The 18,705-nt window shown below is 54.6% G+C and carries 13 protein-coding genes; 3 read left to right on the forward strand and 10 right to left on the reverse strand.

Features of this window, described 5'->3' with window-relative positions; all coding sequences use genetic code 11:
* Positions 1-176 precede the first annotated feature (176 nt).
* From ABD971_RS27265 to tpx, 5 genes are all read right to left on the reverse strand, one after another.
* Positions 177-614 carry a hypothetical protein gene (locus ABD971_RS27265; RefSeq protein ID WP_339937310.1) on the reverse strand — a complete coding sequence of 146 codons (438 nt, stop codon included), beginning with the start codon at positions 612-614 and terminating at the stop codon, positions 177-179.
* A 403-nt stretch (positions 615-1,017) separates the two neighbouring features.
* On the reverse strand, positions 1,018-1,767 hold the full coding sequence (locus ABD971_RS27270; RefSeq protein ID WP_339937312.1) for a hypothetical protein: 750 nt from the start codon (positions 1,765-1,767) through the stop codon (positions 1,018-1,020).
* A 185-nt stretch (positions 1,768-1,952) separates the two neighbouring features.
* Positions 1,953-2,462 (reverse strand): hypothetical protein, encoded by a 510-nt coding sequence (locus ABD971_RS27275; RefSeq protein ID WP_339937314.1) that lies wholly within the window; start codon positions 2,460-2,462, stop codon positions 1,953-1,955.
* 214 nt (positions 2,463-2,676) lie between these two features.
* A complete protein-coding gene (trhO, locus tag ABD971_RS27280) occupies positions 2,677-3,579 on the reverse strand; it encodes an oxygen-dependent tRNA uridine(34) hydroxylase TrhO (protein ID WP_339937316.1) in 903 nt (300 codons plus the stop codon).
* 28 nt (positions 3,580-3,607) lie between these two features.
* Positions 3,608-4,123, reverse strand: coding sequence for a thiol peroxidase (gene tpx, locus ABD971_RS27285; protein ID WP_339937317.1), 516 nt, complete (start codon positions 4,121-4,123; stop codon positions 3,608-3,610).
* A gap of 262 nt (positions 4,124-4,385) precedes the next feature.
* Between tpx and ABD971_RS27290 the strand changes: the two genes are divergently transcribed.
* Complete coding sequence (locus tag ABD971_RS27290; protein ID WP_425571378.1) at positions 4,386-6,608, forward strand: hypothetical protein; 2,223 nt, start codon at positions 4,386-4,388, stop codon at positions 6,606-6,608.
* Between the two features lie 72 nt (positions 6,609-6,680).
* On the forward strand, positions 6,681-7,115 hold the full coding sequence (locus tag ABD971_RS27295; protein ID WP_345326964.1) for a hypothetical protein: 435 nt from the start codon (positions 6,681-6,683) through the stop codon (positions 7,113-7,115).
* On the opposite strand, the gene ABD971_RS27300 is transcribed toward ABD971_RS27295, so the two are convergent.
* The 4 genes from ABD971_RS27300 to ABD971_RS27315 all read right to left on the reverse strand — a co-directional run bounded on the left by ABD971_RS27300 (position 7,016) and on the right by ABD971_RS27315 (position 15,527).
* Entirely contained in the window at positions 7,016-8,293 is a 1,278-nt protein-coding gene (locus ABD971_RS27300) for a M48 family metalloprotease (protein ID WP_345326965.1), read from the reverse strand. The genes ABD971_RS27295 and ABD971_RS27300 overlap by 100 nt on opposite strands.
* 138 nt (positions 8,294-8,431) lie before the next feature.
* Entirely contained in the window at positions 8,432-12,700 is a 4,269-nt protein-coding gene (locus ABD971_RS27305) for a sulfatase-like hydrolase/transferase (protein WP_345326966.1), read from the reverse strand.
* 64 nt (positions 12,701-12,764) lie between these two features.
* Positions 12,765-13,799 (reverse strand): tRNA pseudouridine(13) synthase TruD, encoded by a 1,035-nt coding sequence (truD, locus tag ABD971_RS27310; protein WP_345326967.1) that lies wholly within the window; start codon positions 13,797-13,799, stop codon positions 12,765-12,767.
* A 378-nt stretch (positions 13,800-14,177) separates the two neighbouring features.
* Positions 14,178-15,527: a tetratricopeptide repeat protein gene (locus ABD971_RS27315; RefSeq protein ID WP_345326968.1), complete on the reverse strand. Its 1,350-nt coding sequence runs from the start codon at positions 15,525-15,527 to the stop codon at positions 14,178-14,180.
* A 279-nt stretch (positions 15,528-15,806) separates the two neighbouring features.
* Between ABD971_RS27315 and ABD971_RS27320 the strand changes: the two genes are divergently transcribed.
* Positions 15,807-16,859, forward strand: a complete 1,053-nt coding sequence (locus ABD971_RS27320; protein WP_345326969.1) for a cytochrome c3 family protein — start codon at positions 15,807-15,809, stop codon at positions 16,857-16,859.
* 76 nt (positions 16,860-16,935) lie between these two features.
* Here ABD971_RS27320 and ABD971_RS27325 read toward each other — a convergent pair whose 3' ends face one another.
* Complete coding sequence (locus ABD971_RS27325; protein ID WP_345326970.1) at positions 16,936-18,207, reverse strand: DUF1559 family PulG-like putative transporter; 1,272 nt, start codon at positions 18,205-18,207, stop codon at positions 16,936-16,938.
* Between the last annotated feature and the right edge of the window lie 498 nt (positions 18,208-18,705).

Here is an 18,705-nt window from a genome sequence, read left to right on the forward strand (position 1 = left end):
TTTTCTAATTCGGCACAGGGTTTGCCATAATCACCACGCTCGAGCGACGGTGACTGCTGAGTTAGTTTGTCATTTTGGCAACGGATCGTTAGCGGTTTTGGCCAACGCAGTGAAGCATTTTCTCGCAGCGAAACTCGTCAAGAGTTTCGTGGGGTATGCGTCAATCGAACGAAAGTCTAGCGACTTGTTGTTGCATCGTTGGCTTGGGCGGTTTGTGAATCCCAGAGCGGGATGCGGCGGTCTTCCGAAAGGAACTCGCGGTTCACTCGCTCGGGGTCCTGCTGCGACCAGGTCTCACGCATCGACGACGATGTCACCATTTTCCGGACGCCATCGTCGTGCCAAACACATTCGTAGAGTGTCGGGTTCCAGCGACGGGTGGGCAATTGCGAGGGCTTCTTCACTAACCGCCAGGCGCGGACATGAAAACGCTTCTCTTGTTTCGACCAATCGTAGAAGATCAGCTGCTGAAACACTTCGCGGCCATTCTCATCGACAAAGTGATTCAGCTCGATCATATCGACCCGCTGAGTCCTATTCGATGGACCTTGATCCGCCACACCGGACACGGCGGTGGCGACGATAAAAGCGGCAATCGACCAAAATGTAGACATCGCGATTCTCCTCTAATTCGAAATCACAACATTGGCGTTAGCGAATCGTACCAACGCATGTAAAGAGTGATACGGAGGTCAAAAAAATCGGGGGGCGATCATGCCCTCACACCAATCAGCGGCAATTTTGGCCGCCGCTGCGGTGATTTATTTTCCTTGCACGCTCGACAAATCACGAGAAAAACGGCCTGGGTGAGGCCAGAAATTCCGAGCTGAAATCGCTACCCCAAGCAGCTTATCGCCAGCGATCTGTGCCGCAGCCAAGAGAAACAAGGCGGCAAACCGCAATAAAAACACCGCGGTTTTGCTACGACGACGCCTATGTTTTTGAGGAAGGGAAGGGGCACTCGTAAAGCGTTCCGGTTGGCTCGGCAACGCCCATCGAAAGAGTTGACGACTTCCGCTACGACGACTTACTCACGTTTTCTTCCGCGGAATTTTCTTCCGTGGACACCTCTTCGGTTCGCGTCTCGGTTCGAACACGAAGCCGGACACGGTCGTCTTCGAATTCGATCTCCTCAAACCGCCCCAACCACTTGGCGGTCTCTGGATTTTTATACAGATTTTTTGCCAAATCTTCGCCAGCCATCGCGTCCACGATCGCTTGGGGAACCTCGCTCCCTTTGACCTCGGCACCGATCAACTTGATCACGACCAAGCCCTCTTCGAGCGCGACGTCAAAACGAGCTTTTGCATTGAAGTAGCGTCCCTCGCCGCCCGGCAACATGTCGGTCGGCACACTGACGTCGCCGATCACTTGCCCCTCGACAATCTCGATATGCAACTTGCCACGCAGCGATTCATCCCGGCTGATCAACGCATTGATATCGCTGGCCGTTAACACCAACTCTTTGTATTGAATTTCAGGCTCAGGCACCTCAAGCGACTGTTTGAAGGTTTCAATTTCCGCTTCAAGTTCTTCATACTGCTCCGGTGCATAATCGACCGTGGGCAGTTCCACCGGGGCGGTAGCCGTAAACTTTTCGACTTGTCCCGAGTAGAGCCAATAGGCTCCTGCGGCCACACAACCGACGGCTGCGGTGAAAAAAAAGAAGACACCGAGACAACCATAAAACCAGCATCCTTTTGAATTCGTGGATGCCGAAGGTTCTGTGTTTTGAGGGACGTGATTGTCGCGGGGGAAATTCGACATGGAACCTTGGACCGAGGCGGTGTGCAGGAGGGGGGAGGAAGTCAAAGGGAAATTCCGTCCCCCTGAATTACGACTCACCAATCTCGGCGCGGAACACGCATGCGTTCCGCTGCCTCAATCACTGTACTCAAATCCCAGCACTGAAGGATCTCTCTAGACGAGATCGACATGCCCATGCAGGATCACTAGCCAACGCACCACATTTCCTGGAACCACTGCACTCGCACGGCACGCGTGGCGGTGTACTTACCGGTCGCTGGATCAAACTTGTTGTTTTCCAGGAAGCTGACAAAGGCATCGTGGGGCACTTCGGCATGCTGCGACACAACATCCACCGTTTCGCTTTCGGGTTTCCAGTCATACAACAACTTGTTGTCCCGCTCGAACCATTGGTCCAAGTACTCCGCATTGCTGCCGCTGGTGACGACAAAGTCACATTGCTTCTTGCACAGAAAGCACAATAACTTCGACGCCAATTCGCGTGCTTGGACTGTATTTTTATTGCAAGCGTTCGCCGCGATGTTCCAAATGCTGACAAAGCCATCTTCATCGATATCTGCAGGCGCCGCCTTGATATCGGACAACGATAATACCGGCGCCGCAGGGGCTGCCGATTCGGTTGCTGCTGCATCCACACCAGCTTGACCTTCGATCGCAGTATCCTCAGCCGTGTTGTCTAATTCCGTATCCGCCATCTAAATTCCTCAGTAATATCAAACTATTTCATGCAATCGGTTAGGTATGTCTGTATTGTAACATACTGAACCTAAAAAACGCATCCGTGATTTAAGCGATGACCGCGGCACGTGAATCAGCCAAAATGAATGGCAACAAGGTTATCACGTCCCAGCGATCACTAAATCCATTGCGTGGGTCTAATCCCCCACCTTAAGAAAGCAGCAAAAAGGACTAACTTTTTTGCTTTGCTTGTTCGACTTGTCGCTGCCGCTCGGCAAAACGACGCTTTTGTTCGTCACTAATTTTGTCAACGCACTGCGGACAATGAATCCCTGGCTTGTAATCAGCATGCTGCTGTGCCTCGGTATCGACCGGCCAACCACAGGCAAAACACAAGACATGTTCACTGACACTCAATCCATGTCCCACCGCCACGCGTTCATCAAAAACGAAGCATTCCCCATTCCAACGTGATTCTTCCTTGGGGACCTGCTCGAGGTATTTCAAAATGCCTCCGCGAAGATGATACACCTCTTTGAACCCACGCTGCTTTAAAAGTGCGGTCGACTTTTCGCAGCGAATCCCCCCCGTACAAAACATCGCCACCTTGGTGTGTTTTTCGGGATCAAGATTGTTATCGACATAGTCCGGAAACTCGCGAAACGTGTGCGTGTCCGGATTGGTCGCCCCTTCGAAGGTCCCAATCGCCACTTCGTAATCGTTGCGAGTGTCGATCAGAACCACGTCGGGATCGCTGATCAAATCGTTCCAACGCTCGGGGTCGACATAGGTCCCCACCGAGTCGTTGGGGTCAATCCCATCGACACCGAGCGTGACAATTTCCTTTTTCAAACGAACTCGCGAACGCTTGAACGGGATCTCGTCACAGTACGATTCTTTTACATCAAGGTCGGCCAATCGCGGGTCCGAGCGAAGCATCGACAACAACGTGTCGATCCCTTCACGTGATCCCGCAATCGTCCCATTAATCCCCTCGGTCGCCAGCAGCAATGTGCCGCGCACCTTGCACGCCGTCATCTCGGCAAGCACGCGAGGTTTGAGCTCGACGTAATCCGGAAGCGAAACGAACCGGTACAGGGCGGCAACGACTACCGCAGGGGATTTGTCAGCCATTTTGTTCACTCAACCACCGCAATGTGGATCAAACCAACATGCGAAGTGCAGCCAGTGCGGCACTGTAATCAGGCTCTTGCGTCACTTCGGAAACGATTTCCTTGTACGCGACCTTGCCTTCGGCATCCAACACGATCACGGCGCGAGTGAGCAACTTGAGCTCTTCGATGGTCAAACCGTAATCCGAACCGAAGGCGTGAGTTTGGTAATCGCTGGCGGTTCGCATTTTGACGTTTTCAGCACCACAGAAACGTGCTTGAGCGAATGGCAAATCGCGGCTGACGGTGACGGCGTTGATTTTGTCGCCGAGCGCCCCAAGTTCTTCGTTGAAACGCTTGGTCTGGGTCGCACAGGTGGGGGTATCCAAGCTGGGCACAACGCTGATGATCGCAGGCTTTCCCTTCAGATCGTCGAGCGTCAAGGTTTGAATTCCGTTTTCGGCGTAATGCAGCGAAAACGCAGGTGCAGCAACTCCCACGGCCAAATCGTTGCCTTCCAAAGTCATTGGATTGCCCTTGAAAGTGATTACTCCTGAACGTCCCATATCGAAATCCTTGCGTAAACGGTCTATAAACTAGTCAAGACAAAATTATGATGTCGATTCGGCGAATCGTGAATAGGGTGCATTTCGGCTTGGATTTCAGTTCCAGCGAAGACACGCATCGGTTGTCGACAGAATCGGCAATGGATAGGCGAGTTTTTCTCCCCAAAACACGCTTCTTCTGCTCGATGCAGATTGCTCCCTTGTTTCAAGTTTGACTTTTCGCCGATTTGGCTTTTCTACGACAACGTGTTGGCTGATTCAGATGTCTCGTTCTCGCGATTTCCTTGCTGGTCGCTGTTTTGATCCCCCTTCGCAATCCCGTTGGCGTGCCAGCGGCGTCTCGCCAATCGGGGTGCCGCGACTCGGCAGACCTATCATTGGGCCGATGATTCGCGTGATCGGATTGTCGATCGTAGTGCTGGGGTTGGCCAGCGATCCTGGGGCCCGCGTTGTCGCCGCGGACAGCAAATACGCCCACAGCGATTCAAACGCTCGCTACATTCACCACATTGATCTGTACGATATCAATAATCGCAAGATCACCCCGGAATCGGACCAACCGTATTCGCCGCTGAACACCTGCGGCCGCTGTCACGATTATTCCGCGATCTCGCACGGTTGGCATTTTAACGCCTTCATGAACGATTCGGTTGATGGTCGCCCGGGTGAACCTTGGATTTGGACCGATGCACGCACCGGAACTCAGTTGCCCTTGTCGTACCGCGATTGGAAAGGATCGTTTGATCCTGGGGCACTGGGAATCAGCCGTTGGGAAATGACGCATCAATTTGGCAGCCGACTCGCCGGCGGTGGCGTGGCCGTCGCTCCCGAAGACGATGCTGAATCGAAAACGGCGACAAAACCGGATGCCGATCAAGAGCAGAGCGACGCCGAAGCGAATAACGCTGTGACGGATTCGGTAAAACCCAACCGTTGGCCGTTGAGCGGTTCGATCGAAATCGATTGCATGGTCTGTCACGCCAGCAGCGGTGTGTACGACTTCAACACGCGGCGTGAACAGATCGAAGATGAAAACTTTGCATGGGCGGCAACCGCGGCGCTGCGACTCGGGACTGTCAAGGGAAGTGTTTCGCGGATCAAGGATGGCTCGGACCCCAGCGACGAGTCGACTCAGCAGAAGCTGCCCAAAGTCACCTACGACGCGCGGAAATTTGAACTCGATGGCACCGTATTCATGGATGTGATCCGTGAACCGCATAACAACGCCTGCTTCCAGTGTCACAGCCAACGGACGGTCACCGAATCGGGAATCGAACATCGCTGGATGCACGACGAAGACGTTCACCTTCGCGCGGGGATGCAGTGTGTTGATTGTCACCGCAACGGCATCGAACACCACACGGTTCGCGGTTTCGAAGGCGAAGAGAACCCCGCGTCATCGTTGAACCCGACCGCCACATCGACACTCACTTGCAGCGGATGCCATCTCGGTGACGAACAAAATTCGTCGACGATCGCCGCACGCCCAGGACGGCTGGGGGCTCCCTATCCGCATCACCAAGGTTTACCGCCACTGCATTTCGACAAACTGTCCTGCACCGCGTGTCACGGCGGGCCGGTTCCGCGTGAAGAGGCGGTGCGAATCATGACCAGTTTGTCGCATTCGCTGGGGTCCAAAGAGCATCGCACCGGGTTCGAATTGCCTGCGATCGCAGGCCCGATCTACAGCAAGATGAAGGACGGAAAGATCTATCCTCAGCGAGCCATTTGGCCTGCCTTTTGGGGTTCGCTCAGCGACGGCAAGATTCAACCGCTTGATCCAGCAACCACGTACGACTTGACGCGTCGATCGCTGCGAGTGCGTCGTGATTTTGTCGAAGAGATCATCTCGCCCAAATTGAGCTCCTCCGATCGCAAAAAGATCTTAGGCGACGACCGCTACAAGCTGCCCGACGAAGAATTAACCGACGAAGAGCGAGACAAATTGGTGACGGCCCAAAAAGAGGCTGGCGACGAATCGTTTCATGAAAAGGTCGCCGCGTCACTGGAATCGCTCGAGAAAGAACTGAAGATCGAGACCGCCGTGTATGTCTCGAGTGGCTTTGTTTATCGCCGCGGTGAAGAGGAGAAAACGGTTACCCAGGTTCCACGCGACGAGATTCAGAACGCGGAAGCGATTGAGATGACGACGTGGCCGATCGCGCACAACGTTCGCCCCGCTGGATGGGCGTTGGGTGTCGGCGGCTGTACCGAATGTCACCGTGAAGACAGCGTCATCTTTGCATCGACGGTCCAATCGATTGGCCCCGGTCCCGATCAAGGAACCCGGGTCACGATGGCATCGCTGCAAGGACTCGACCCGAATCAATCTCTCGTTTGGAACCAATTGTTTGTCGGGCGAGCGTCGTTCAAGTATGTGATGGCGGCTTCGATTTTGGTGCTCTGTTTGATTCTGTTGGTCGGCGTCGGCGCGATGGCTTCGCGGTTAGCGGGTCACCATCGCCACCACCCTCCCACCGCCTAATATGTTGCAACTTTCAGCTCGCAGCACGCTTCCCCCTAAAAGCCCGATCCGCACCTTATCCTTCTCGAAGCTATGATCAAACTCGCCACTCAGATTTGCTTGTTCATCATCGTCGTTTGCACGATTGTCCTTGCTGCCACGGCGCTGCCTGCGTTATTGGGCGATCATTTGGAAGGCAAGACTTTGATCCTGCACATGATGGCCAGTGGCGGAGTGGTCACGCTGCTACCGATCTTGGCAATTTTGCTACTCGGCCAAGCGATCGGGGTTCAAGGATCTAACGCGTTGCTGCAAGTCGGATTTTGGACCACGATTGTGACAGGACTGCTTTCGATCGCCAGCATCTTTGGATGCATGATGCCGATCACATCCACTGCAACGATACACACCTTAGTGCTCATTCACGGTTATACCGGGTTTGCGATGGTCCCTGCGGTCACGCTGCTACTATTCGGAATGATCCGTTGGCGACGCATACATTCAATTCGGTCGACAACGCCAGGATGAAGCCATGTTGGTTTGCGTGCGGCCGGGTGGTCAGCGGTGACGCGAATCAGAGCACGACTGAGTGTTTCGGCGGCAGCCGTGTAAGTCGACGGCACCCCTTCGACCGACGAGGCAATTTGTTCTGCGAATCGGCAGGCCTGGACATCCGCATCAAATTCGGTGCGATAGGCCACCCAACGCAGCATCACCAACGTCAACGCAATCGCGACAACGCTTCCCGCAACCATTGCCCAGCTGGCCTCGCCCGCAAAATGGGTCACCATCGCTCCCACGGCCCAGGCGGGCAAAATCGAGAACATCCGCAGCGGCACATGACGACGACGCAGATGAGCCGCTTCATGCAACACCACCATCGCGACCTGTTCTCGCGGAAGCTCGTCGAGCAATCGATCCGACAATAACAACGTGCGAAGCGGAGGCACAAAGCCGGTAATCAACGCGTTGAACGAGTTACCCTCGGTTTGCCAGCGGACCATTTTGGTACGACGCAGTCCCGCGGCCGACAACACGTTGGCCACCCAAATTTCCGTGTCCGAGTCGAGCGGACACGTTTTGAATAGTCGCGAAACCAACCAAGGCATACCGGCACCGAGGAACACCACAAGCGAGATACCCATGACCCAACCGGTCTGGGCCTCGCTGATCGGCAACTGCGAGATCGCATCCGCGCTGGCGAGCAACATTAACACGGGGATGACCAACCAAGCCGTTGCACCACGAAAAGAACTGATGATGCTGCGTAGGTGCGAAACGATACCGCGATCGGTGTAATCGAGTACGACACCATAACGATGTTCGGCCGACCAGCTTGCGGCGGCGAGCGCGAGCCCAGGAAACAACAACACCAAAGCTTGCAAGAACATCGAATGCTGAATCACGGGCAATGTATCGAGGGATCGAGCCAAACCAAAGCCGCCCAAACACATCACGATTACGCCTAGGCTGAGCCAGCGAAAAACATCCAATTGGGTTTCCAGCCACTGAGCCCCCTGAATTGGCTCGATATTGCCAGCCAAGACTTGCCGCGATGTGGTGCGGGCGGCGACGTGACAAAGAATCCACCACGCTGCGATCATTCCAGCGGTCGCCACGACCGCCCGCAGCATGTCGACTTCGCCCGCAGGCAACGAACCACAACTAAGCGAAAGGACGACCAACAAGAAAGACTGCAGATGCATGATTGAGCCGGGGCAAAGGGAATTAGCTCCGCGAATGGGAATCCCGAGTGTAGCACCCAAATTTTCGAATTCGGGAATTTGCCCCGCAATCCACCGCCAAGAAAGTCGGCTTGGATCGGAATGATACGATTGAATCGATTACAACGGCTCGATACTCAGGTCCGAAAAGACGGCATGCGTATTGACGACCCGCAATCCGATGCCGCCGGTCGCGTAATGAGCATCGCGGCTCGTCAAAACGAGCTTACCGTTGTCAAAGACCTCAAAGCGGTCGCCCTTGACTTGCACCCGAAATCGGTGAGCAACATTGGGATCGATTTGCAGATCCGCGCGAGCGATCTCACGCCAATTTTCGCCATCGGTACGGCCAAAGATCACGCGATTGTCTCGCGGAATCAAACCGGCGAAATATCCTCGTTGAGCATCAAAACCGACCGCTGCGGCGGTCGTGCGAAACAGCAACCCCGCATCACGAGCGTCCGCATCGCCGCGGAAATCGATCGTCACGGCGGCCTCAAAGTCGGCAGGCAGCTCACCACCGAGCATCCACTTTTCGCCGCTGCGGTACGCGTTGATCGGCGTTTCGGGGATCACACCGAGGTGCACTCCCGCGTCATCATGACTGATGAATTGATGGTGCCCATAGTAAGACCCATCGCTTAGCTTAGCAGGATTTTTCAGCGAAGCTTTGTAGGGTAATTTCAACTTGGGACTCGATTCACCCGAGGGAAGATCCAACGGCACTCCCGCAGCGACCGGCTTACCGAACATCGGTGAATGATTGGGACGAAATCGCATCGGCTGGACAAACACGCTGCGTCGCCAACCGGGTTCGCGATCGCGTTTGGCGTGAAAGACATGCCACCACTGTTTTCCGTCGATCGTTTGCACGAAACAGGAATGGCCGACGCCATAAGTTTCCGCCGTCGCTTGAAAAACGGGCCGATCTTTTTTCTGCCATAACGCAGGATCCAGCGGATCGTCGCCCACAAGTTCCAATTGTCCAAGTTTGTACGTTGGCAACCATGACGCACCACATGAATAGATCACAAAGGTGCGTTTGCCGTGCTTTAACACTTGCGGTCCTTCGGCGAGTCCGCGTTCACTCGGCTTCGGTTCGACACGTTCCCACAGGTAGTCATCGTTATCACAAATGCGAACGCGAGGTCCGGCTAACTGCGTCGGCGATTTCATCGGTGCGATGTACAGATATTGTTGATCGGTGCCTGGCGCATCCCAACCGGACCAAATCGCGTACCGCCGCCCCTGATGTTCAAGCACCGTCATATCGATAGCCCACAAGTTCGGCGAGCGCCCATCATCGCCGTCGCCAGTCGCAAAGGGCCCCTGCAGCTTGTATGGCCCCAGCGGATCATTCGACTCCGAACGCAACACGTAGGCCAAGTGGTTTTCGTTTTTACCGTCGGACCCCGCAAAATAGATGTGCCAACGGTCGTCGAGGTAATGCAACTCGGGGGCCCAGATTTCTCGCGAATACGGCCCGGTTTCAGGGGCTCGCCAAACGATGTGCTTTTCGCCGAGTGACGTAATATTGTCCGTGGTGTGAATCGCAATCCCGCGGTTGCCATCGGAAAAACACCATAGATAACGCTCCGCGTTGGGATCGCGAACCAACCAAGGATCCGCGCCTTCGGCAATCGGATTGACAAACTGAGTCGACGGTAACGCCGAGGTCGAATCGGTTTGCTTGAACGCGGGATCGCCCGCATCCTTGGGTAACTCGCTGTTCCATGCAAGCAGCATTTTCTTGAACCGTGCAACAAGATCCTTGTTCGCATCGGCAACATTGTTGCTTTCGGATACATCGGTATTGAGGTCGTACAGTTCAGCACCGCTGCCGTCGTAGTTCAGGTGAAATTTCCACTTCCCCTCACGCATTGCCAAATCCGAATTGGGCTCTTGTTTTGTGCCCGGGCGATCGGGTGGACGTCGCCAAAAGATCGGCGCCGTGCGACTCTCATTCGCATTGCCAAGCAACGTCTCGTGCAAATCTTCGCCGTCCAGGACCGCTTTTTCGGGCAGCGGCGTCCCGGTGATCGAATACAGCGAACGATTCAGATCGATTGCGGAAAACACCGAGGTCGAATTGACGGTGCCGGCCGCATCATCGGCCAAAACCCCCGGCCCCCAAACGATCAACGGCGATCGAATGCCGCCTTCATACAGATACGTTTTCGACCCGCGCAGTGGTTTTGCGGATCCCGCCCCCGGCTCGGGCCCGTTGTCCGAGGAAAACACAATCAACGTGTTCTCTTTCAGATCGGGATCGTTGCGAATTCGGTCAAACAACACACCAAGTTGTTCGTCCATCGCTTTGAGCACCGCGTAGTACAACTCACGCTTCGATTCCCCGGTCGCGTCCCTTAGCACCTCGGGCGGAAAGAAGGGCGAGTGCACATCATCAGGCCACAAGTTGATGTAAAACGGTTTCTTCAGCACTTGCGACTGATCGATAAAGGAAACCGCATCGCCGACGAACGCGGCGGTTACCACGCTGCGATCCTCCCAGCGAATCGGCCCCTGACCGAGATTGGCCGATCCCAAGTCGTGCGGCTGAGGCTCGCTACCATCGTAGGCGTCTTTCAGTGGCAGGACTCGCGGCCCGAGCCCTTCGAAATTGGTCAAACTGCGATCGAATCCGTAACGATCGATCAACGGCGCGTCCCCCACATCCCGCTGGCCGCCCATATGCCATTTCCCAAAATGGCCCGTCGCATACCCGGCCGCATTAAGTTCACGGGCAAGCACCGGAGCTTTGGGAGAAAGCCAATTTGCAATTCCTCGTTTGCGATTGCTTTGCCGATTGGCCAAGTAGGAACTGATCCGATGCCGCTGAGGATATTGCCCGGTCGTCAGTGCGACTCGCGATGGTGAACAGATGGGCGAATTGACGTAATACTGCGTGAACTTGATTCCTTCGCTTGCCAATCGATCAATATTCGGCGTCTGGACGACATCGCCGCCGAAACAGGAAACGTCGGACCATCCCATGTCATCAATAAAGACGTTGACGATGTTCGGCGTTTTATCCGAAACGATTGGCTTGGGTGCGTTGTAATACGCCAACGTGTCATGTGTTTGGGCGGTCCACTGATCGACCGCTGCACGAAGCGCCGCAACTCGCTCGGACTGCGACGGATCCGAAATCATATTGTTTTGCTCGTAGGGATCGTCCGCTAAGTAATAAAGTTCTTCGGCAGGACGCTGCAAGTAACGCTGGACTTTGCTTTTAGCTTGCGACGAGTGCAACGCCTGCTCGACCCAGCTTTCCCAATACCCCGCTCGTCCCGCGATTTCGGTAACGTGGCTGGTGAAACGGAATTCGGGATGCAGGTTACGAATGTATTTCCATCGGTCGCTTGTTCGAGCCGACCGGATTGGAAAAATGTTCTTGTCACCATCGCCGCTGTGCATCGTTAGGATCACGTCACGATGTTTGTTCTGCTCGCCGCTTAGCACCGGCAGGAACGAGCGTCCATCGATCGCCGATGGCGGTTCGCCACCGGCCACATCGACCAGCGTCGGCAAAATGTCGATCCACGAAACCATCGCGTCCGAGCGAGTGTTGGGTTGGACTTGCCCCGGCCAACTGACGATCAAAGGCGTACGGATGCCTTCTTCGTACAGATTCCATTTACCGAACGGCCACTGCGCCCCATGGTCGCTGGTGTGCAGAAAGAATGTGTCATTGCCGAGTTTTTCGCGAGCCAAATCGAAAACTTGGCCAAGCTCTGTGTCCATGATCCGCACGGCGGCAAGGTACTTGGCACGCGCGGCGCGAGTTTGCGGTGTATCGACATGATGCGAGGGAACCTGAACGTTGTTGGCATTAAATTCGCCAGTTTGTTCGGGCCAGGGGACATGCGGCCAATTCGTCCCGACAAACAAACACAGCGGTCGCGAGTCGTCACGCTCTCGCAACCATTTCAGTGCATTAGGAACCGCCGTGTCTTCGTGGTAGTTGAAGTTTTGAGCGAGATCAAAGCCATATTCGGTCGTTTGTTTGTAGTGCCCAACTTTGCCAAACGAGACGACTTCGTAACCGAGTTGCTGCAGATAGGCGGGCAACTTTTTGATGTCGGCTCGAGGACGCGAATGATTCGGTTCCGCACCGTTGTTGGCGGGGTACAGTCCGGTTAGAAGCGCCGCACGGCTGGGTGCACACGCGGGCGACGCGACAAACGCTTGGTCAAACGTCATTCCGGCTGCGGCAACTCGGGCCATGTTCGGCGTCTCGATCTCGTCCGATCCGTACACCGACGAGTCACGCCAAGTATGATCATCCGACAAAAATACCACGATGTCGGGCCGCTCGGCTGCGGATGCGACCGAGCGAGAGGCAAGACAACCGACACACGCCAACAGGACAAGTAAAAAGCGATTCATCAATCCAAGCATCCAGTAAGAAGGAAGGAAATTGAAGAGAGGTATAGGGAGAGCGGCCAAGCCATCAGGCTTTGCCTAGTTGCAATTCGGCCAATTCACGCAGCACGGTCGTCGCATACGTTCCTTTGGGCAGATCAAATCGCAGAACGAGGGTACGGTCGTCTTCCCAGGCCAAACGGGACGCCAAAGGACGCAGCCGCATGACGCGGCGTTCTTGCTGTAAGTTAAACGACGCCAGTCCATCGATGATCTCGGGATGACGCTCGACCACGCTCTGCTCCAATCCCTTGACTTGGTTCTCAGAGAGAAGATCGCCTTGCCCCCACAGCGGCGAAGTCAGTTCGAGCTGTTTCTGCTGGACTCGTTCGGCCTCATCCCCGCGGTAGTTTCCTGGCAACACCAAACTGCGGTTATTGGCAAAACCAAATACCTCGCCATCAAGCGGCGTGTCCCAATTACCAAGCTCGACACGCTGCGCCACACAGGCATTAAAGATAAAACTGCGAGCCGCCGAAATCAGGATTCCTCGAAGCGGCCGGTCGCGAACATCGAGTTCGCCTGACATAAAACGGCGAGCCTGATCGACGTTGCCGCCGTCACGCCCGAAACGCTGAGGCCCAAAATAGTTCGGCACGCCACGATCACTGATCTGCTGCCAACGTTCATTCGCCTCGCTTTCGGAAAACTCACACCCACGCAGCCGGATGATGAACCGATTGCCATCGTGCGATCCGCGATGAAGTTTCCGCAAATTGCGAGTGACGCTCAGGATCCGAATACCGTCATCAGCCAAGTCGTCTGCGGACGGCGACGGTTGGCCTGGCAAATGAATGCTAAACCACTGCCGAGTGATCGCGTGGTTGTCTTTCATTCCACAATGGCTGACCAAGCGTTTTCGGATGCCAAGTTTTTTAGCAAACAGCGTCGCCACGTCATTGGTATTTCGCTCGGACTTTTCAACCCAAACCAGGCAGTGTTCGCCATCGCCCGACGGCTGGAAACCAAGCAGTTCTTCGACCTGAAAATCCTCGGGGCGGCATTTGAACCGGACCGTCCCAAGTGATTTGCCGCAGAGTCGTGGGGGATCGATCGGGTTCATACAAGTGGTATCGCAGAATCGCTGGATCGAGGCGGTGGAAAGGAATGAGCGGACCGATCAATTGATTTATATTACCACCCGCAACCCCCCAAGCAACCCCCTTAAACCTGCAATTAGCGAGCGATTAACGCCAACATCCAGGCCTCACCCGAGTACACGGACCGCAAGCCAAGCGTCAAATCAGCAGGATTACACTACGACATATTTCGCGATTCCCAACGATCTCTGAGGGCTGACCGTCCAATGCCATCTACCGTAGCGAAAAGACAGACGGGTGTTTGTAGCGGTGCGGCGCAAGCCAAAGTAGATGGCATCGGGCCCCGCGCCGCACCGCTAGATCGTAGTCAGACTTTCAAACGGCCTAAGCGTCCTCGCCCGTCATTCGTTTTTTGAATCGTTCGAACGCTGCTGTTCCCCTTTGCTTGAGGTTTCATCGTCTATCGCGATCGATTCGTAATCAATGCCGCAGAGCACAAACGAGCGGCTGAGAGGTTGCGGATTACTTACGAGTTCCATTCGTTGACGATTGATCTCGACGAGCTGTGACTGCTGTACGTCTTCGGCAATACTGGAACGGCCGTAGGCGATTCGAACCGCTTGCCACGAGAGCGATTCGAGTGGACGCTCCAAGTAGTCGAGCAGTTTTGCCAACTCAGCCAGGACTCTCAAGTCACGTTGATCTGACTGGGCCAATTGTTGACCAATCTCGCGAGTTCGCGCGAGCGACTTGGCACGTTGCAAAACCATTTCGGCTTGTTCCGTTGTCACGTTCTCGACCGTCGCCACTAAACGATTCAGTGACGCCGCCAATTGGAAATACGCGTCGGCATCGGTCGAGTCACGCAGGACGGCTTCACAGCAGCACTTCACTGCACGGCGATCATCCTGACTGTGAGCGGCCAATACACCGCGTGCAAACCATGCATCTGCGTTTTCATTGTCGGCTACAGCGTTACTTTTATCCCACTGCTTCAGCGATTCGAAATCCTTCTGCTCTGCATAAGCTCGCCCCAGCAGTGCCGACTCCGCAAGCGTCTGGGATACTGCGGACTTGAGTTCCGCGATCACGAGATCCCATTGTTCCGTGCCGGCGGCCGCACGTGCTCTGCCAAGCGAACCGATCGGGTCAAATTGTTCCCGTATTGCATCGGCAGCGAAGGGCTCCGAGAGACTCAACAACGCACGAAGTTCAATTTCTTCGACGTTCCCCTGTTCGCACAATGCTTTCAGATGCTGTGCGGCTTCGAGTCGCCGTCCTTGACGCACCAGAAGTCGCGCGAGTTGACGATGAGCCATCGATGCATCCGGGACCGCATCCAGCACTGCTCGGTAGCGAGTTTCCGCTGCGTCCCAGTCTCCAGATTGCACCAACCACTCTGCGGTCTGACCCAACGCCGGCAGCTGCGTCTCAGGCACGGCTTCAGCCAGCTCGTCCAGCATCATGATCGCTTCGGGATAGCGATGTTCCTCGCCCAGCACCAGTGCCATCATGAAGACGACTTGCGGATTTTCGGGGGCCATCGCAAACGCTTTGCGGATGGAATTTCCGGCAGCTTCGATACGCCCGGTCTCGAGAGCTTGTGTGGCGGTGAGCAACAACGACGGCAGGTCGATTTCCGGAGTGACCGGAGCAAGCTGTTCCGGCGGAACAGGCGGCGCTTCGATCACAGGATCCGCAGGCACCGAAAGCGACTGTTCGGGCGTGCAACCGCAGGAAATAACCCACATGCAACATCCGATCGCTCCGATGAAGTTGCTATTACAGCATCGAAATATCAATTCTTTAGTTTCCCACGCTCGTGCTAGAAAATTTTGAACCCTAAGCATACTCGACTTTCTAAAATATCGCGTCTCACGGTTCAGGGGGGACTCGACCGTGTTAGAATTCGAGGCGTCTGGAAGTCGAAGCCGCAATCCGGCATACATTCTTGGGAGCAAACGTTGGGTCGCCTCATTTTCGTCGTCATCGCAATCGCCCTGGTCGTAATCGCTCTGCTTCTCAGACCGATGGACTCTCCTTCGAATTCGACTGATCCCGCCCCAGAGACGACCGCCAGTCCAGCCAGTTTAACTCCGACATTTGTTGGCCGCCAAGTTTGCGGCGAATGCCATGAAGAGAACTTTCATCTGCACAGCAAATCAGGGCATGCGTCAACTTTTGTCAACACGCGTGACTCTGATATCGCCAAAAAGTTTGTTGGCAAAACACTGGATGCCGGCGAACCCTATGGATTACTAGAGTACTCGATGGATGAAAATGGATTGCGAGTAAAACGTGTCGACGACCCCAGTAATCAATCTTTCCCGCTGGAGTTTGCGTTGGGATCGGGGCACAACGCGGTAACCTTCCTTTCGCTCGTTTCGGATGCCGACGAAGACACCTTGGGGATCGAGCATCGAGTATCGTGGTTTGCAGCTGACGACCATTTTGGATTGACACCGGGGCAAATCGGCAGCTCACCAACGACGCTGGCTCAATTTTTTGGCAACTCTGTCCAAGACGAACATATGCATGCGTGTGTCAATTGCCATACGACTTCGGGAAAAATCATTGACAAAAACATTGTCGACTTAGTTCCCAACGTGAACTGTGAAAAATGCCACGGTCCCGGCAGCGAGCATGTGCGTCAGGCCAGACTATCGAACAACCCGCCCCCGTTTTCGGTTGGAAACGATGACTGGAATGCCGAATCCGAATTGCAACTGTGCGGCGATTGTCATCGATTACCAATCGACTTTCCGCCAAAGCAACTGCGAGAATACCCGAGGTTGATGGCAAGATTCCAGCCGGTAGGAATGCTTCGCAGTCAATGTTATCTACAATCACGTGGCAAATTTAAATGCACGACGTGCCATAACCCCCATCAAGCATCGACGGCAAAGTCGACCGAAGCGTACGTTGATGATTGTGTCCAATGCCACACAGAGAACACCGCCGATCACGTCGCATGTCCGGTATCGCCCCAAACAGGCTGCATCGAGTGCCACATGCCACCGTTACGATTTGAGCAAGGGATGACATTCCACGATCACTATATTCGGGTGCATCCGGAAGACTGAGGCGTCAGCAAAAGAAAACCTCGCCTACGTTATGCAGGCGAGGTTCGATGCAAATCAACTGAGAATCAAGCAGCGATTAAAAGTCTTGGACAACCTCTTTCGAAGCTCGCGTACCAAGTGAGCCCCACAAGCCATACGGGCTCTTTCCACCAGGGTTATTGCTACTGGTGATAATCGGAGCACTTTGATTGCCCGCTTCAATCGAATCCGTAATGAATTTCACGGCTCCGTCACCCATCAACACATGGACGCCGCCTTGGTGAAAGCTGCTTGGCGAAAATGATCCCGGGTTATCCGCCCACTGGCCGATACACAGTTCACTATTCGGTGGCCGAACCGTATAGACATCCTGAATGCCAGAACGGACCGCCGCCGCCCAGCGCATTCCACGACTGTTACTGGAGTTGGATTCCAAGCTGACCGGCGGCGTGCAACCGGTGCTTGATGAACCACACCAGAACTGGGGTCGTTCAGGGTCAATCTCACCTGATGTCTCGCAGTGCAAAGGATTACTTTGCACATCATTAGCGCTTCCGCCGCCATCCCACGAGTAGGCACCCCGTTTGTCTCTATCACCTTGGTCAGAGATGATTTCGCCCATTGCGATCGTGTTGGACAAACCGTCCTTCACATCGCGGAACTCGCGAGAAACGTAAATCGAAAACATACCGCGGTGAACGGTCTTGGCGTTGGCGGCAGCACCCGAGTTGGTTGATAGACCATACAGCGGCATGCTCGTCCCATTAAGGTTCTGGTGACCTTGTTGCTGAGTACTGTACGAGTCACCCATGCACATGCCGTAGTTTGTACGACCGAGTCCTGGCAAACCTCTACCTGGATCGCTGGGGCAACGGATGTTTGAAATTTCGGTCGACCAAGGAATGTAACCCGGACTCGTTGAGAACGACTTTGCACTCGGCCCCATCGCGGGCCAGGCGCCGGGAACCCCGGTGTTTGATGGTGGCGCCGCACCCGTCACGGTTTTAGTATCTGGATTTGAAATTTGTTCCCAGAGTGCCTGTTGCTCAAAAAACGGAGTCATTCCAACCATCGCGCTCAAGCTCAGCTTGTTCGAACTGTTTGAGCCTTGCCACCAGTTTGGATTAGCGGTATCCAGCCCCATGCCGGTTCCGGAACCGTGAATCGGCAACTGATTGTAGGCGGCATGATAGTTATGCATCGCCAAGCCGATTTGCTTGAAATTGTTGCTACAACTCATTCGACGCGCAGCCTCTCGGGCTGCTTGAACCGCGGGCAATAACAAGCCCACCAAGACTCCGATGATGGCGATTACCACCAATAATTCGACCAGGGTAAAGCCCTGTCTCTGATGATCTCGACGCTGCATGTGGCTGCTCCAAAAAAAGAAGGGTAGAGAGAATTGAGCCGAAGGGGAAAAACCAAAACCGTAAAATACACTTACCAACAGTCTGCCCCACCGTAGCTTCGGCCTAGCCAAGTCTAACGCCTTCGCGCGAGGGGGGACAATGAAAAATCGATGTTGTCTGTAAAAAAATGCACATTTAAACAGAAATATATAGACTTGAACGTGCGTGATCCGCGAGAACACGACGTTTTGTCTCAGGTGCATGATAGAGATTGCCGCTGGACGCAGCCTGGCAGAGGATCACTGCGCACCGGAGCCTACATATCGAGTTGTAGGTCCATCCATCTGCCACGGAAGCTCTGCCGGGGACGTTGACAGCGGGATTCACGTAAATAGCGAGATTCACGCTTCATTTGGCCGCTAAATTCGCGACAGGGCTTGCTCTAAATGCGGCTCTAAATGCGGCTCGTTTGCGCGTTCGACATTCGGCGGCAAGAGTTTACTGCATGATCGGACGGA

It is taken from the genome of Novipirellula rosea (genome assembly GCF_039541335.1).
In the GTDB taxonomy this organism is placed as follows: domain Bacteria; phylum Planctomycetota; class Planctomycetia; order Pirellulales; family Pirellulaceae; genus Novipirellula; species Novipirellula rosea.

Coding starts and splice junctions, on each gene's coding strand:
- ABD971_RS27265 (WP_339937310.1), bottom strand. CDS start 614: ATGTCTACATTTTGGTCGATTGCCGCTTTTATCGTCGCCACCGCCGTG.
- ABD971_RS27270 (WP_339937312.1), bottom strand. CDS start 1,767: ATGTCGAATTTCCCCCGCGACAATCACGTCCCTCAAAACACAGAACCT.
- ABD971_RS27275 (WP_339937314.1), bottom strand. CDS start 2,462: ATGGCGGATACGGAATTAGACAACACGGCTGAGGATACTGCGATCGAA.
- trhO (WP_339937316.1), bottom strand. CDS start 3,579: ATGGCTGACAAATCCCCTGCGGTAGTCGTTGCCGCCCTGTACCGGTTC.
- tpx (WP_339937317.1), bottom strand. CDS start 4,123: ATGGGACGTTCAGGAGTAATCACTTTCAAGGGCAATCCAATGACTTTG.
- ABD971_RS27290 (WP_425571378.1), top strand. CDS start 4,386: ATGTCTCGTTCTCGCGATTTCCTTGCTGGTCGCTGTTTTGATCCCCCT.
- ABD971_RS27295 (WP_345326964.1), top strand. CDS start 6,681: ATGATCAAACTCGCCACTCAGATTTGCTTGTTCATCATCGTCGTTTGC.
- ABD971_RS27300 (WP_345326965.1), bottom strand. CDS start 8,293: ATGCATCTGCAGTCTTTCTTGTTGGTCGTCCTTTCGCTTAGTTGTGGT.
- ABD971_RS27305 (WP_345326966.1), bottom strand. CDS start 12,700: ATGAATCGCTTTTTACTTGTCCTGTTGGCGTGTGTCGGTTGTCTTGCC.
- truD (WP_345326967.1), bottom strand. CDS start 13,799: ATGAACCCGATCGATCCCCCACGACTCTGCGGCAAATCACTTGGGACG.
- ABD971_RS27315 (WP_345326968.1), bottom strand. CDS start 15,527: ATGTGGGTTATTTCCTGCGGTTGCACGCCCGAACAGTCGCTTTCGGTG.
- ABD971_RS27320 (WP_345326969.1), top strand. CDS start 15,807: ATGGACTCTCCTTCGAATTCGACTGATCCCGCCCCAGAGACGACCGCC.
- ABD971_RS27325 (WP_345326970.1), bottom strand. CDS start 18,207: ATGCAGCGTCGAGATCATCAGAGACAGGGCTTTACCCTGGTCGAATTA.